Raw genomic sequence first — 15696 nt, 5'->3', positions numbered from 1 at the left:
TTTATCAGTTGAAGAATAATTAAGTATTCGAGGAATAAAGATACCACGATAAAAAAATATATACTTCTGGCTTTTAGCCATTCAATTAATAATGAAACTCCCCTACAACCACTCAGCCAACTCAATAGTAATAAATTCCGGACCCTCAATATATACAAGCTTGCGTTTTTGGTACTCGAGTATTTCACTTCGAGTACGGATACCATTCTCATTCAAGAATTTAAGGGTTTTCTCAATGTCATCTACTGCAAAGCATAAATGATTGTAGCCGGGGCGTGCCAGACTAAAAATAGACGGATCTGACTTAACCTTTGGATTTCTATAGTGCAAAAGTTGTATTTCAAATCTAGGGGAAGAATTTTTCAGAACCATGGTTAAATGATCAGCTTCTACATTCTCTACCTGTAAATACTTGGATACTTTTTCCCCTGAAATTAGATCTGTAACTTCTAGTTCAAAGTTCAGCAGCTGGAAGAACTTCACACTCGATTGAAGTTCATTCACCACAATTGTGACATGATCAGGATGCTTCAACATTACAAACTGGACTCCAATAATACCATTTAGAAATTTTAGCACTACGAATTATTAATTTATTCTGGATAGAGAGGTCAGTAATCTTTCAGTACCAATTTGATATAAATGCCACTAAAATTCGTCTATAAAAATAGAATTTCATATTCCTAAATTGATGCTACATTTAACCTAATAAATTTCATCCTCTATAAATATTTGTTTATAAAAAATTATAAATATTTCCTTTAAATATATAAATTAATAGGCAAATCTAATTATCTGGTAATTAAGAGTTCAAAACTCCTAAAATGTCTAGTCTTTACATTAATCACATTTATTACAAGATCATGCAATGAAGCTCAGGCAAATAAAAAGGATATTTCACAATTTATAGCGCACTCTAGACGACGATTTAACGCCCACCAACACCTTCCAGACGGCGGTCCGGCAATTTAAGAAGGGAAAATATTCGGTTTTTTCAAGAGAGTGAGATCGATCAGTATCCATCAAGGGCTAGGTCATTAGACCACCAGAGCAAACTTATCATACCGGAATTTATCATTTCTCATACTGACTATCATAAATCTAAATGGTTGGTGGCCATGTTTAGCAACTTTTGGAATCGTTGAAGGAATTGACTTTTTCTACAAAGAGGTAGCTATCAATTGACGGTCATAGCAAGAAATTTAAATTTTTATAGGCCATTGAATCCATGTCTTAAAATAACAGAGTAATTTCACAAGTGTTTCACATGGACATAGTATAGGAATAAAAAATCGCACTTATGTATAGATATACTCTTATACCTTTTTCTACGCAAATTTATACTTTAGGTAGTATTCAGTAATTAACAATGAGTTGAATAGGGAGGGGGACGAGTTCACCAAAGCCAACTTTACCCAATCCCATATAATGAATTAAGTGTAAAGATTGTAGGTGAAAAGTGTAGGAAGGTAGATTTCCAGAAAAAGAAGCCAACAAGAATAGAAAAAGCAGCCGAAGCTGCTTTTTTTGCCTTGAAGTCGGCCCTACACAAATATAAGAGCTACTTACTTACCGGCCGCCTTGCGGATTGCCTGCAGAGTACGCAGACGCGCCTCGGCTTCAGCCAGCTGGGCTGAGATACGCGCATAATCGACTTCAGATGGTGCCTTGTGCAGGGCGTGTTCCGCTTCTTCGCGGGCCTTCTGCGCGGCTTCCTCATCAATTTCACGCTCGGCTACATCCGCGAGGATGGTAACCATATTCGGCTGCACTTCGGCGTAGCCACCGCTGACGAACAGTACTTCCTCTTCACCACCGGGCTTGATGATGCGTACCGGACCGGGCTTCAGGGCGGTAAGCAGCTGCGCGTGGCCGTAGGAGAGACCCAGCTCACCTTCAATACCACTCACAATCACCATCTGCACCAGTCCGGAGAAGAGAGACTGCTCGGCGCTGACAATGTCACAATGTACTGTCATGGCCATAGTATATGCCTCTCTGGCTTAGCCTTTGGTCTTGTTGGCTTTTTCCACAGCTTCGTCGATGGTTCCCACCATGTAGAAGGCCTGTTCAGGCATGTGGTCATATTCACCGTTCAGGATGCCCTGGAAGCCACGGATGGTTTCTTTCAGGGAAACATATTTACCTGGTGCACCGGTGAAAATTTCCGCAACGTGGAACGGCTGGGACAGGAAACGCTCGATCTTACGGGCGCGGGCTACGGTCTGCTTGTCCTCTTCAGACAGTTCGTCCATACCCAGGATCGCGATAATGTCCTTCAGCTCTTTGTAGCGCTGCAGTACGGACTGTACGCCACGGGCCACTTCGTAGTGTTCCTGACCGATTACCTGCGGGTCCAGCTGACGAGAAGTGGAATCCAATGGGTCAACAGCCGGGTAGATGCCTTTAGCGGCGATGTCGCGGCTCAGTACTACAGTGGAGTCCAAGTGCGCGAAGGTGGTCGCCGGAGACGGATCGGTCAAGTCATCCGCCGGTACGTATACCGCCTGGATAGAGGTGATAGAGCCGGTCTTAGTGGAGGTAATACGCTCCTGTAGAACACCCATCTCTTCGGCCAGGGTCGGCTGGTAACCTACCGCAGAAGGCATACGGCCCAGCAGTGCGGATACTTCGGTACCGGCCAGGGTGTAACGGTAGATGTTGTCGACGAACAACAGTACGTCTTTGCCTTCATCACGGAATTTTTCCGCCATGGTCAGGCCGGTCAGGGCTACACGCAGACGGTTGCCGGGCGGCTCATTCATTTGCCCGTAAACCATCGCCACTTTGGAGTTCGCTTTGTTTTCCAGGTCAACAACGCCGGATTCAGCCATCTCGTAGTAGAAGTCGTTACCTTCACGGGTACGCTCACCAACACCGGCGAACACGGACAGGCCGGAGTGCTCGGTAGCGATGTTGTTGATCAGTTCCATCATGTTTACGGTTTTACCGACACCGGCACCACCAAACAGACCAACCTTACCACCCTTGGCGAACGGGCAAACCAGATCGATTACCTTAATGCCGGTCTCCAGCAGTTCGGTGGAGCTGGACTGCTCTTCGTAGGTCGGCGCAGCGCGGTGGATAGAGGAGCGCTCTTTCTCACCGATAGGGCCACACTCGTCAATTGGGTTGCCGAGCACGTCCATGATGCGACCGAGGGTTTCCAGGCCAACCGGTACAGAAACCGGAGCGCCGGTATTGCGCACGGGCAGACCGCGGCTGATACCTTCGGATGAACCCATGGCAATAGCGCGTACCACGCCGTCACCCAACTGCTGCTGCACTTCCATGGTGAGGTTCTTGTCCTCAACCACCAGTGCGTCGTATACATTCGGAACAGAATCGCGTGGGAATTCCACGTCGATGACCGCTCCGATCACTTGCACAATTTGCCCGTTACTCATTTCCGGATCCTCAGCTTTAAATTCTTTCTAGGCTGGCCATTTCAGGTGAGGGCAGCGGTTTAAACCGCCGCCGCGCCGCCGACAATTTCGGACAGTTCCTGGGTAATGGCCGCCTGGCGCGCCTTGTTGTAGACAAGCTGCAACTGATCGATCAGCTCACCGGCGTTATCGGTGGCGCTTTTCATCGCGATCATACGCGCTGCCTGTTCACAGGCTTTGTTTTCAACTACTGCCTGGTATACCTGGGACTCGATATAGCGAGCCAGCAATCCATCCAGCAATTCAACCGGATCCGGCTCGTAGAGGTAGTCCCACTCGTGCATGAGCTTTTCATCTTCGTCCTTCGGCAGCGGCAGCAATTGCTCAACCTGCGGCTTCTGGGACATAGTGTTGATAAACTCATTGGATACCAGGAACAGACGATCGATATCGCCTTCTGCGTAACGGTCCAGCATTACCTTTACTGAGCCAATCAGCTGGTTAGCCTGGGGCGCATCGCCCAGATCGCGTACCGCTGCGACAACCTTGCTGCCGATGGCATTAAAGAAACTGGCCGCCTTGTTACCTACCGCGCAGACTTCGACGTCGACACCTTTTTCGGACCACGCCTGCATCTCGCGAATAGCGGCTTTGAACATATTGATGTTCAGGCCACCACAGAGTCCGCGGTCAGTGGATACCAGGATAAAACCGACCCGCTTGGCCTCGCGCTCCCGCAGGTAAATATGCTGGTACTCGGCCGAAGCGTTGGCGACGTGGCCGATCACTGCGCGTATGCGCTGGGCGTAGGGACGCCCCAGTGCCATGCGATCCTGAGCCCTGCGCATTTTACTGGCCGCAACCATTTCCATTGCGGCAGTAATTTTCTGCGTGCTCTTGATGCTGGCAATTTTTGTGCGTACTTCTTTTCCGCCTGCCATAGTGATTTACCTTGTTCGCTGGAAGTTAGATTCCGAAAGAGCGGACACGCCGCTCTTTCGCGCTCTCCAGGGAGTTCTTACCAGCTGCTAGTAGCGACGAATTTCTCGATAGCGGCTTTGAATGCTGCGTCGATTTCGTCGTTGTAGTTACCAGTCGCGTTCACTTTCTCCATCAGCTCTGCGTGTTCGCTGTTCATGTAAGCGAGCAGGGCGGCTTCGAAATCGAGAACCTTGGCAACTTCTACTTCTTTCAGGTAACCCTTGTCGGCAGCGTAAACGGAAACTGCCATGTCCGCGATAGACAGCGGAGAGTACTGCTTCTGCTTCATCAGCTCGGTTACACGCTCACCGTGATCCAGCTGAGCCTTAGTGGCTTCGTCCAGGTCAGAGGCAAACTGAGAGAATGCAGCCAGTTCGCGATACTGGGCCAGAGCGGTACGGATACCACCGGACAGCTTCTTGATTACCTTGGTCTGCGCTGCACCACCTACACGGGATACGGAAATACCCGGGTTGATCGCAGGGCGGATACCGGAGTTGAACAGATCGGTCTCGAGGAAGATCTGACCGTCGGTAATGGAAATCACGTTGGTCGGTACGAACGCGGATACGTCACCAGCCTGGGTTTCGATGATCGGCAGGGCGGTTAGGGAACCGGTTTTGCCTTTCACTTCACCGTTGGTGAACTTCTCTACATACTCAGCGTTTACACGCGCAGCGCGCTCCAACAGACGGGAGTGCAAGTAGAAAACATCACCGGGGTAGGCTTCACGTCCGGGTGGACGCTTCAGCAACAGGGAGATCTGACGGTAGGCCCAAGCCTGCTTGGTCAGGTCATCGTATACAATCAGGGCGTCTTCACCGCGATCGCGGAAGTACTCACCCATGGTACAGCCGACGTAGGGAGCCAGGAACTGCATCGCAGCCGGATCGGCGGCGCCAGCGGCGACTACGATGGTGTGGTCCATAGCGCCGTGCTCTTCGAGCTTGCGCACTACGTTGGCAATAGAGGACTGCTTCTGGCCCACGGCAACGTAGATACACTTAACGCCAGTGCCTTTCTGGTTGATGATGGCGTCGATCGCCACAGCAGTCTTACCGATCTGACGGTCACCGATGATCAGCTCACGCTGACCACGGCCAATCGGGATCATCGTATCAACCGCTTTCAAACCGGTTTGTACAGGCTGGTCAACGGATTGACGGGCGATAACGCCAGGCGCTACTTTTTCCACCGCATCGGTCAGCTTGTTATTCAGCGGGCCCTTACCGTCGATCGGGTTACCCAGCGCGTCTACAACGCGGCCGAGCAGTTCCGGACCAACCGGGGTTTCCAGGATACGGCCGGTACAACGACATTTCTGGCCCTCAGCCAGCGCCTTGTAGTCGCCCAGGATTACAGCACCAACGGAGTCGCGCTCCAGGTTCAGCGCCATACCGTAAACGCCGCCTTCGAACTCGATCATCTCACCGTACATCACATCGGCCAGGCCGTGGATGCGGATGATGCCGTCGGATACGGAAACAATAGTGCCCTCATTTTGGGCTTCAGTGCTCACATCGAGATTTTCGATGCGGCTCTTGATGATTTCACTGATCTCAGAGGGATTCAGTTGCTGCATGCTCTGTTCCTCAAGTCCCCCGCCGGCTAGTGCCGGTGGGGAGAGTAATTTAGGAGTTCATCGCCTCGGCGAGCTTGGCCAGACGGCCGCGTACGGTACCGTCGATGACTGTATCACCGGCGCGGATGATCGCGCCGCCCAGCAGGCTCTCGTCCACCGAGCTGTGCAGATGTATTTCGCGTTCAAACTTCTTGCTGAGTTTCTGGCCCAGCTCTTGCGCCTGCGCGTCGCTCAAGGCGTGTGCGGAAACAACTTCCACCTCGAGGGTGGCTTCTGCCCGCGCTTTCAGCTCTTCGAACAACTCGGAAATTTCCGGCAGCAGCTGCAGACGGTGGTTTTCCGCCAGCAACCGGATGAAGTTCTTTCCGTGCTCGCCGAGCTCGTCTGAACAGATCGACAGGAATTTATCTGCGCGCTCTTCACTGGTGAGCTGTGGGTTATCCAGCAGCTCACGCACTTTTTTGTTCTGGCTGACCGCCGCCGCGGTTTCCAGCGCAGTGCTCCAACCGCTGAGGTCGGAGGCTTGCTGCGCATAGGTAAATGCGGCTTTAGCGTAGGGCCGGGCCAGTGTGCTGAGTTCCGCCATGGGGTTCCTCGCTTACAGCTCGGCTGCCAGTTTATCGATCAGGTCGTTGTGCGCTTTAGCGTCGATATTGACCGCAAGAATCTTCTCCGCACCAAGGACAGACAGATCTGCCACACGGCTGCGCAGTTGCTCTTTCGCGCGATTCACTTCCTGGTCGATCTCAGCTTTAGCGGCAATCTTGAGGCGATCGCCTTCAGACTGCGCCGCTTGCTTGGCTTCATCGAGAATCTGATTGGCGCGCTTGTTGGCACCATCGATAATCTCGTTAGCCTGATCTTTGGCTTCCTTCAACTGCTCGGCAGCTTTGCGCTTGGCCAGTTCCAGATCCTTCTGCGCGTGTTCGGCGTCAGCGAGACCATCTGCGATCTTCTGCTCACGCTCTTTCATCACGCCCAAAAGTGGCGGCCAAACAAACTTCCAGCAAAACCAGACGAAAAACAGGAAAGTAATCGACTGGCCGATTAGAGTCAGGTTGATATTCACACCGACACCTCTTGCTCTTTAAATAGGGTTAAGGGCAATTGGAACGGCGTAATTAAACCAGACCAGGAGCTACGGCGAAGATCAGGTACATAGCGATACCAACACCGATCATCGGAACCGCGTCAAGCAGACCTGCCATCAGGAACATTTTGCCCTGCAGAGCCGGGGCCTGTTCAGGCTGACGGGCGGAACCTTCCAGCAGTTTGCCACCCAGAGTACCGAAACCGATAGCGGTGCCCAGGGCGCCCAGACCGATCAGCAGTGCACTTGCGATGTAAACCAGACCTAATGCTTCCATTGTGTTCTCCAAATCAAAGTTAAAGAGTTGTTGTAGAGGTCGAAAAAAGGGTTAAAAACTTATTGATCGTGCTCGTGTTCATCGTCGCGATGGTGCGCCATCGCCATGTACACGGTGCTCAATACCATAAATACGAACGCCTGAAGGATGATCACCAGCACATGGAAGATCGCCCAGCCCATATGCAGGAGACCCGCACCGATAAAGCCGAGGACACCCACACCGAAGACAATCGCGATCAGGATAAAGATCATCTCACCGGCATAGAGGTTTCCGAACAGTCGCAGGCCCAGGGAGATCGGCTTGGCAATGAGAGAAACAGCTTCCAACAGGAAGTTCACCGGGATCAGCAGAATGTCAAAGAACAACTTGCCGGTATGGAAAGGGTGCAGAGTCAGCTCTTTTAGGAAGCCGAGTGCACCTTTTTCGCGAATACTGAAGAAAATCATCAGGGCAAATACCGCCAGAGCCATACCCAAGGTGGCGTTGGGGTCAGTGGTTGGAACCACTTTAAAGAAAAGGTGATCATTTCCGGAGATCTTGGCGGCAGCCATCGGCAGCCAGTCAACCGGTACCAGGTCCATCAGGTTCATCAGGAACACCCACACAAAGATGGTCAGCGCCATAGGGGCTACCATTGTGTTGCGGTGGGGGAAGGTTTCCCTAACCAGCTTGTCAATAAACTCGGTTACCAGCTCCACAAAGCTCTGGAACCCGGTGGGTCTGTCCACACTGGCCTTCCTAGCCGCGCGGGCAAACAGGAAGCAGAAAATCAGACCGAGGCCGATAGACCAACCCAAGGTATCTACGTGCAGGGCCCAAAAGCCCATATCCGCAGCTTCCTGGGAGGAATGCGCCATAGTCCATGTAGACTCATTGAGCACAGTGCCATCGGCACGGGTATACCCGGCCGGCAGCTTGCCATAAGTCATATTTTGCAGGTGGTGTTGGATATACGCCGTCGCGGTTTGAGCTTCGCCTGCCATAGTTCCTCAACAATCGTAAAAGTAAGAATTCTTTTTTCTTATCCACCGGCTAGCGGACCATGCGCGCTACCAAAATCCACTGCACGATTACACAGAGGGCGTAGCTAATAAAAAGCGCCGCAGCATTTATTGGCTTGACGGTGGCAAACACCGCTGCAAAACCTGCCATGGTCAATATAAATTTGCCGGTTTCCGCGCGGTAGAAATTACCTACCACACGAGGGGCCGCGCGCGCACCGCTGTCGCGAAAGGCGCGCCTGCCAAAATATGCGCCAGGCAGTGCACACAATGCACCACCAATAAATACGGAGAGCGCCGTCACCGGTTTGCCACTCAAGTGCAGTACCGCACTGGCCACCGATACCAGCAAAAGCTGTACCGCGGCTATTCGTAATACCGGGGGTTTTGTCATAGACGGGATAAGCCGACTTTTTTGCGCTGTCCGCCCAAAATTTGGGCGTGCGAATTATGCTGCAACAGCATCGCCGATTCAACCGGCAAATGTCGCCAACTTATTTGATTTTCGGGAGGTTTTGGGCGGAATTGCCCAGCGCAGTGAGTATTTGCCAACAGTTATTGCGCGCGCCACTAGGGCGCGCATTTCTTTGTTGGCTCAATCTTCGGCGTAACCCAGATGGGCTAGGATTCCGTCCAGCTCTTCCAAGGTCGTGTATTTGAGCACCAGGCGACCATTGCCCTTATCGTTATGATCGATAGACACGGGCACACCGACTTTTTCTGCCAGGCGCTCGGTAAGGCGGCGGATATTGGGATCGGGCTTAGCTTTTTCCGGCGCAGGGGCAGCTGGCTGCTGCAAGCGGCGCACCAGCGCCTCTGTCTGGCGCACGGTGAGGCTGCGCTCGACTACCTGGCGCGCGGCAGAACGCTGGGTGGCACCGGAGAGACCGAGCAATGCTTTGGCGTGGCCTAACTCCAAATCGCCACGCTCCAGGAAAGTGCGCACCTCTTCGCTGAGGCTCAATAAGCGCAGTAAGTTGGTCACGGCAGTTCGGGATTTGCCCACCGCATCGGCCACTTCCTGCTGGGTCAGCTTGAACTCATCCTGTAAACGCTTGAGGGCTACAGCTTCCTCTACCGGATTCAGGTCTTCGCGCTGGATATTTTCAATCAGCGCCATAGCGATGGCAGCTTCATCGGAAACGCTGCGTACCAGTGCCGGCACTTTCTCCAGTCCCGCCAATTGGGCCGCGCGCCAGCGCCGTTCACCGGCGATGATTTCATAGCTCTGCTCACCGATACCGCGCACGACGATCGGCTGCATAATGCCCTGGGCGCGTATCGAGTCCGCCAGCTCTTGCAGGGATTCCTGTGGAAAATCCCGGCGTGGCTGGTAGCGGCCGCGCTGCAAAAACTCTATCGGCAACTCCTTCAACTCACCGTCGACCACGGCGGTTTCGGTTTCAGCTTCACCGGTAGCCTCGGCGATCGCGGTGCTGTTTTTATTGCTGATCAGGTGGGATAAACCCCGGCCCAGTCCTTTGCGTTTGGCGGCCATAGTAATTACCCCTTATACGGCTTCCGCCACAGGGCGGCTTTTCTTATTGGAAGATGGATTGGCGGGATGGCGGCGATTGATTTCGCAAGCCAGTGCCAGGTAGGCAATAGCCCCTTTCGAATGGCGGTCGTAATCCAGCGCCGGCTTGCCGAAGCTGGGAGCCTCTGCCAAACGGACATTGCGCGGGATACAGGTTCGATACAGGCGATCGCCGAAAAACTCCTGCAACTGCGCCGACACTTCGCTGGTGAGACTGTTGCGCGGATCGTACATGGTGCGCAAGATGCCCTCGATTTTCAGGTCCGGATTGGCGGCCTGCTGGATCTGGGTGATGGTATCCACCAGTGCTGATAACCCCTCCAGGGCATAGTATTCACACTGCATGGGAATCAATACGCCGTGAGCTGCACAGAGGGCGTTTACCGTCAGCATATTCAACGATGGCGGACAGTCGATAATCACGTAGTCATAACGATTACTCACCGCAGCCAGGGCGCGGCGCAGGCGGGATTCGCGCCCCTCCAGATTCAGCAACTCCACCTCTGCCGCAGACAGGTCACCGTTGCCCGGGATCAAATCAAAACCGCTCTCTGTGGATACAATGGCCTGCTCAACGGGTAATTCAGCGGCCAGCACATCGTAACCGGACACCTCCAGGTCACTTTTATCCACACCACTGCCCATGGTGGCATTGCCCTGGGGGTCCAGATCGATCAGCAATACGCGCCGCTTGTTGGCAACCAAAGATGCGGCCAGGTTGACGCAGGTAGTGGTCTTGCCAACCCCGCCTTTCTGGTTGGCCACAGCAAATATCTTGCTCAAGATTCTTGTCCTTTGTTGTTTCCGGGTGCGTTTGCCCCGACGCCGGCTCGGCTTCGGGCGGCGGCTGTTGTGCCCCACGATAGGGGAGCAGGATTGGGCGGGCGATAAACCCGCCAAACTATCATCTTATTCTGTGCGACAGAGCTGAATCATATGTCGCTCACCGTCGCAGCCGGGCACCGACAACCGGTGCACCTGCTCGACCTTAATGCCTTTTGGCAGAGCGCTCAACTCATCCTCAGGTAGCTTGCCCTTCATGGCATAAAAACGACCCTTGGGTGCCAACATGTGCTCACTGCCATTGACCATATCCTCGATGGAGGCAAAGGCGCGGGAAACCACACCGGCAAAAGGCTGATCTGGTACAAAGGCTTCTACCCGCTCATTGACTACCGTGATATTGGGCAGGGGCAGGGTGCTGGCCACTTGGAACAGGAAGCGGGTCTTCTTGCCATTGCTGTCGAGCAGGGTGATGGCGCGCTCCGGATGCACAATTGCCAGGGGAATTCCCGGCAGGCCGCCTCCGCTACCCACATCGATTAAAGAGCCTTCGCCACAGAGATTTACCACACTGAGGCTGTCGATAATATGGCGCTCCAGCATCTGCTCCGGGTCGCGTATGGCGGACAGGTTGTAGGCACTGTTCCAGCGGGCAAAAAGCGCCAGGTATTCCAGTAGCTGATCCTGCTGCCGGTCACTGAGTGTCACCGACATCTGTGCCGCCGCCTCTAACAGGCGCGGACGAAACTGTTCCATTGAGTGAGAAATGGGTCTATCCCCCAGTAGTCCCGCGAAATTCAAACCCCGCAGGGCCTCGCGGGATACCCTGTGGACAACCGATTTACACCGCTTTTTTGCGCTTGAGCAGCCCGCGCTTTTTCAACTGGATCAGCAGCAGGGATATGGATGCGGGCGTCACGCCCGGTATCCGCGAGGCCCGCGCCAGAGTATCCGGGCGGGTCTCTCCCAGCTTTTGCTTAACCTCATTGGACAGACCGGAAATATCGCTGTAGTCGAAGTCCGCCGGGATCGGGGTATCTTCGTAGGCCTGCAAGCGCTCAATTTCCTCGCGCTGGCGATCGATATAGCCGGCGTACTTGGCCGAAATTTCCACCTGTTCGGCAACCTGCTCGTCGGTTACCGCTTCCCCTTTGAGGCCCGCCACATCCTGATAGCCCAGTTCCGGACGGCGCAGCAGGTCCATCAGGCTGTACTCCCGCGCCAATGGCTGTGGCAGTTTGGTTTCTACGGAGGCGGCCTGGGGCGTCTTTGGGTGCACCCAGGTATCTTGCAGTCGCTGGGTTTCCCGGGCGATCGCCTCGCGCTTTTCACTGAACGCGGCCCAACGGGTATCGTTGACCAGGCCCAATTCGCGGCCTTTTTCAGTCAGACGCAGGTCAGCATTGTCCTCACGGAGCAGCAAGCGATATTCCGCGCGGCTGGTAAACATGCGGTAGGGCTCTTTGGTACCACTGGTGATCAAATCATCCACAAGCACGCCCAGGTAGGCTTCATCCCGACGCGGGGACCAGGCTTCGCGCTCCTGGGCCTGTAGGGCGGCGTTGGCGCCAGCCAGAAGTCCTTGGGCAGCCGCTTCCTCGTAGCCGGTGGTGCCATTGATCTGTCCGGCAAAGTAGAGCCCCTGGATAAATTTGGTTTGCAGGGACGGCAAAAGGTCGCGCGGGTCGAAGAAATCGTACTCAATTGCATAGCCAGGGCGAGTGATATGCGCCTTTTCAAAGCCTTTGATGGAGTGCACCAGCTCAATCTGTACGTCGAAGGGCAGGCTGGTGGAAATACCATTGGGGTACAGCTCGTTGGTGGTCAACCCTTCCGGCTCGATAAACACCTGGTGGCTATCTTTGTCCGCAAAGCGGTGCACCTTGTCTTCGATGGAGGGACAGTAGCGCGGGCCAATCCCTTCAATCACGCCGGAATACATGGGCGAGCGATCGAGCCCACCCTGGATAATTTCATGGGTGCGGGCATTGGTGTGGGTAATCCAGCAGCAGACCTGGCGCGGGTGCTGATCGCGGCTGCCCAAATAAGACATCACCGGTGTGGGGCTATCTCCCCACTGTTCCTCCAGCTCGCTGAAATCTACCGAGCGGGCATCAATACGGGGAGGGGTGCCGGTTTTGAGGCGGTCGACGCGGAAAGGCAGTTCCCGCAGACGATCTGCAAGGGCAATCGAGGGCGGGTCTCCAGCGCGGCCGCCGGCGTGGTTATCCAAGCCGATATGTATACGCCCACCGAGGAAAGTCCCGGCGGTCAGTACCACTGTCTTGGCGCGAAAGCGCACACCTGCATTGGTGACAACGCCCACAACGCGTTCACCTTCGACAATCAGGTCATCCGCCGCTTGCTGGAAGATCTCCAGGTTTTCCTGTGCCTCCAGGATCGAACGGATAGCAGCGCGATACAGGGCTCTATCGGCCTGGGCCCGAGTTGCCCTTACCGCAGGACCTTTGCGGGCATTGAGGACCCGGAACTGGATTCCGCCCAGGTCTGTTGCCGCTGCCATAGCACCACCGAGGGCATCGACTTCCTTCACCAGATGACTCTTACCGATACCGCCGATCGCCGGGTTGCAGGACATTTGTCCAAGGGTCTCGATATTGTGGGTCAGCAGCAGAGTGGAAGCTCCCATACGTGCCGCTGCCAGGGAGGCTTCGGTACCTGCGTGGCCTCCGCCGATCACGATCACATCATAGGTCTTAGGGAAATCCATAGTGGCTGCTACTGGTTACAACTGGGGGCGCACATTTTATAGTCAGTGTACGCCCCTCAGCAATTAGCTGTTTGTCATAGCTGGTCTTTTATCTTTCTCACTCTCAGATACTTTGTATGAGCTCCCTATCCAGCAAGGCGGAAATTGAGTCTTGCTTAGGCCCTTTTGAATGAAAGATTATTTATCTCTTGATGCTCTTATTAAAGAATGAATATATCTCTTATATGAAGTGTTTTGATTTTATTGTTTTTATTAGCGCGTTTGGAATGCGGTATAAAACAAAAAAAACCATTAAAATCAATAGGTTAAATCAAGTAAAACTACAGTTTAAACCCCTTGGTAGTAGGGGGGGCAAGTAGGGTATGGCGTTGTGGAAACTTGGGATAACTTTGCGTATCGAGTCTTAGGCTCAAAGTTATCATCATATGATTAGCCATCTTTACGGGTATTTATCCCCTTTTTTGCTCACACTAGTATTTTTTCGACTAGGGTCAGTGGGATTTTGCCAAGGTTCTACGAGGGATACCTGTGTGTAATCTTGAATAATGTATAAACCTGTGAATATAAGGACTCAAGGATGTGAGTTAACCGTGAGATGCGGATTAATAGTTTTATCCACGGGAAATCCCCGTGGACATGTATAACTTACCGAGAGAGGAAGCTGATGGAATACTCAAAGGTTGCTTTCCTCGCGGCATTGCATAGCAGATTGTGTAATGAGTTCAGGGGAAAAGTCCGGGAAAAGTGGGGATAGAATTAATTCACCTCAATAATTCTGAGGTTTTCCTGTGTACAGGGGGTGTGGATGTTGTGCCAGGGAAGATAAGCTGGGGAAATACGGGGGATAAAGGGGAGTTCTTGGTCACTCCCCGTGTAGAGAAAACCGGCGAGAAGCAGGCAGCTTACTATTTGCCGATACAGAAGCTGCCAAATATCTTGCCCAGAAGTTCGTCAGCGCTGACTGTCCCTGTGATTTCACCCAATGCCTGTTGGGCTTGGCGTAGGTCCTCTGCTAGCAGTTCTCCAGCCCCACTAGAGTGCAATTGTTGCTGTCCCTGCTCAATAAAGGCCTTAGCGCGATCCAGGGCGTCCAGGTGCCGGCGCCTGGCACTGAAATTACCTTCTGCTGCACCGCTAAATCCGATGCTCTGCTTTAGGTGCTCCCTTAGGCTATCGAGGCCCGCGCCTGTCTTAGCGCTGATAGCGATGACAGGTACGCCTTCGGTATGTGCTTGCAGGCCAGCACTGTATTCGGTGAGGTCAATCTTATTTAAAATCAATGTCAGCTTGCTAAGGTCGTTTAGCTGATTGGTGAATTCGGGCCAGGCCTCAGTAGGATTCAGGGAGTGCAGCTGTTCTGCATCCATTACCAATAGGACTCGGTCGGCCTGGTGTATTTCCACCCAGGCACGCTCAATTCCGATCTGTTCGACTTTATCTGGTGCATCGCGCAGGCCAGCGGTATCGGCAAATTGCAGGGGCATTCCATCAATGTGGATATGTTCGCGCAAGATATCCCTGGTGGTACCGGCAATATCCGTAACGATAGCTGCATCGTGCCCTGCGAGGATGTTTAACAGGCTGGATTTTCCCGCATTTGGGCGACCAGCGATGGCCACCCGCATACCCTCTCGCATGATTGCGCCCTGACGGGCCTGAACTTCTACCGATGTGACCTGGGCTAGTAGAGCTTCAATATCTGCGGCGACCTTGCCATCGGCGAGGAAGTCGATTTCCTCTTCCGGAAAGTCGATGGCCGCTTCAACATAGATACGAAGGTGGGTGAGGCTCTCTACCAGGTCCTCAATCTTCTCGGAAAAAGCCCCCTGTAGTGAGCGCATGGCGTTGCGCGCTGCCTGGGAGCTGCCTGCATCGATTAGATCGGCGATGGCCTCGGCTTGGGTAAGGTCTATTTTGTCGTTGAGAAAAGCCCGTTCAGAGAATTCGCCAGGGCGTGCCTGGCGTGCCCCCTGTTCAATGGCTGCCTGTAGCAATTGGTCGAGAATAACCGGGCCTCCATGCCCCTGGAGTTCGACCACATCTTCTCCAGTGAAAGAGTTGGGGCCGGGAAAGAACAGAGCCAGGCCCTGATCAATCAGTTGTTCGCCATGATAAAAATTCCGGTAGTGGACATAGCGGGGCTCCAGGGGCTTTGCGCCGCAGATTTTTTGGGCAACTTGCAGGGCATTGGCGCCGGAGAGACGGATAATACCAATGCCACCGCGCCCAGGGGCGGTGGCGACGGCGGCGATAGTTTCGCGATTGAGGCTTTGTTGTGTCATCGGCAGAGTTTACTCGACAGAACGGAAAAGGGCCGCTTTTGCG

At 53.4% G+C, this 15696-nt stretch carries 15 protein-coding genes; all 15 read right to left on the bottom strand.

Annotation, left to right across the window (positions count from 1 at the left end; genetic code table 11):
- Positions 1-102: 102 nt before the first annotated feature.
- Positions 103-537 carry a VOC family protein gene (locus ACJJIP_RS20805; protein ID WP_051089517.1) on the bottom strand — a complete coding sequence of 145 codons (435 nt, stop codon included), beginning with the start codon at positions 535-537 and terminating at the stop codon, positions 103-105.
- A 1028-nt stretch (positions 538-1565) separates the two neighbouring features.
- On the bottom strand, positions 1566-1985 hold the full coding sequence (locus tag ACJJIP_RS20800; RefSeq protein ID WP_020413901.1) for a F0F1 ATP synthase subunit epsilon: 420 nt from the start codon (positions 1983-1985) through the stop codon (positions 1566-1568).
- A gap of 18 nt (positions 1986-2003) precedes the next feature.
- Positions 2004-3407 (bottom strand): F0F1 ATP synthase subunit beta, encoded by a 1404-nt coding sequence (gene atpD / locus ACJJIP_RS20795; protein ID WP_020413900.1) that lies wholly within the window; start codon positions 3405-3407, stop codon positions 2004-2006.
- 59 nt (positions 3408-3466) lie between these two features.
- Positions 3467-4327, bottom strand: coding sequence for a F0F1 ATP synthase subunit gamma (gene atpG, locus ACJJIP_RS20790; RefSeq protein ID WP_020413899.1), 861 nt, complete (start codon positions 4325-4327; stop codon positions 3467-3469).
- 77 nt (positions 4328-4404) lie between these two features.
- Complete coding sequence (gene atpA, locus ACJJIP_RS20785) at positions 4405-5949, bottom strand: F0F1 ATP synthase subunit alpha (RefSeq protein WP_020413898.1); 1545 nt, start codon at positions 5947-5949, stop codon at positions 4405-4407.
- A 49-nt stretch (positions 5950-5998) separates the two neighbouring features.
- Entirely contained in the window at positions 5999-6535 is a 537-nt protein-coding gene (locus tag ACJJIP_RS20780) for a F0F1 ATP synthase subunit delta (protein ID WP_282952047.1), read from the bottom strand.
- A gap of 12 nt (positions 6536-6547) precedes the next feature.
- Complete coding sequence (locus ACJJIP_RS20775; RefSeq protein ID WP_020413896.1) at positions 6548-7018, bottom strand: F0F1 ATP synthase subunit B; 471 nt, start codon at positions 7016-7018, stop codon at positions 6548-6550.
- A gap of 52 nt (positions 7019-7070) precedes the next feature.
- Entirely contained in the window at positions 7071-7316 is a 246-nt protein-coding gene (atpE, locus tag ACJJIP_RS20770; RefSeq protein WP_020413895.1) for a F0F1 ATP synthase subunit C, read from the bottom strand.
- A gap of 59 nt (positions 7317-7375) precedes the next feature.
- Positions 7376-8302 carry a F0F1 ATP synthase subunit A gene (gene atpB / locus ACJJIP_RS20765; RefSeq protein WP_020413894.1) on the bottom strand — a complete coding sequence of 309 codons (927 nt, stop codon included), beginning with the start codon at positions 8300-8302 and terminating at the stop codon, positions 7376-7378.
- 49 nt (positions 8303-8351) lie between these two features.
- Complete coding sequence (locus ACJJIP_RS20760; RefSeq protein WP_282952046.1) at positions 8352-8714, bottom strand: ATP synthase subunit I; 363 nt, start codon at positions 8712-8714, stop codon at positions 8352-8354.
- 201 nt (positions 8715-8915) lie between these two features.
- Complete coding sequence (locus tag ACJJIP_RS20755; protein ID WP_020413892.1) at positions 8916-9818, bottom strand: ParB/RepB/Spo0J family partition protein; 903 nt, start codon at positions 9816-9818, stop codon at positions 8916-8918.
- Positions 9819-9830: 12 nt separating this feature from the next.
- A complete protein-coding gene (locus tag ACJJIP_RS20750; protein WP_282930567.1) occupies positions 9831-10640 on the bottom strand; it encodes a ParA family protein in 810 nt (269 codons plus the stop codon).
- A 126-nt stretch (positions 10641-10766) separates the two neighbouring features.
- The gene (gene rsmG, locus ACJJIP_RS20745) at positions 10767-11396 is read right to left on the bottom strand and encodes a 16S rRNA (guanine(527)-N(7))-methyltransferase RsmG (RefSeq protein WP_020413890.1); all 630 of its coding nucleotides are present in this window, start codon (positions 11394-11396) and stop codon (positions 10767-10769) included.
- Positions 11397-11481: 85 nt separating this feature from the next.
- Positions 11482-13371, bottom strand: coding sequence for a tRNA uridine-5-carboxymethylaminomethyl(34) synthesis enzyme MnmG (gene mnmG, locus ACJJIP_RS20740; RefSeq protein WP_444945913.1), 1890 nt, complete (start codon positions 13369-13371; stop codon positions 11482-11484).
- A 905-nt stretch (positions 13372-14276) separates the two neighbouring features.
- Positions 14277-15653 carry a tRNA uridine-5-carboxymethylaminomethyl(34) synthesis GTPase MnmE gene (gene mnmE / locus ACJJIP_RS20735; RefSeq protein WP_444945912.1) on the bottom strand — a complete coding sequence of 459 codons (1377 nt, stop codon included), beginning with the start codon at positions 15651-15653 and terminating at the stop codon, positions 14277-14279.
- Positions 15654-15696 lie beyond the last annotated feature (43 nt).

The sequence above is a fragment of the Microbulbifer variabilis genome (assembly GCF_052467165.1).
Note: the sequence above shows the minus strand (reverse complement) of the source record. Positions and strands in the feature narration are given on the sequence as shown.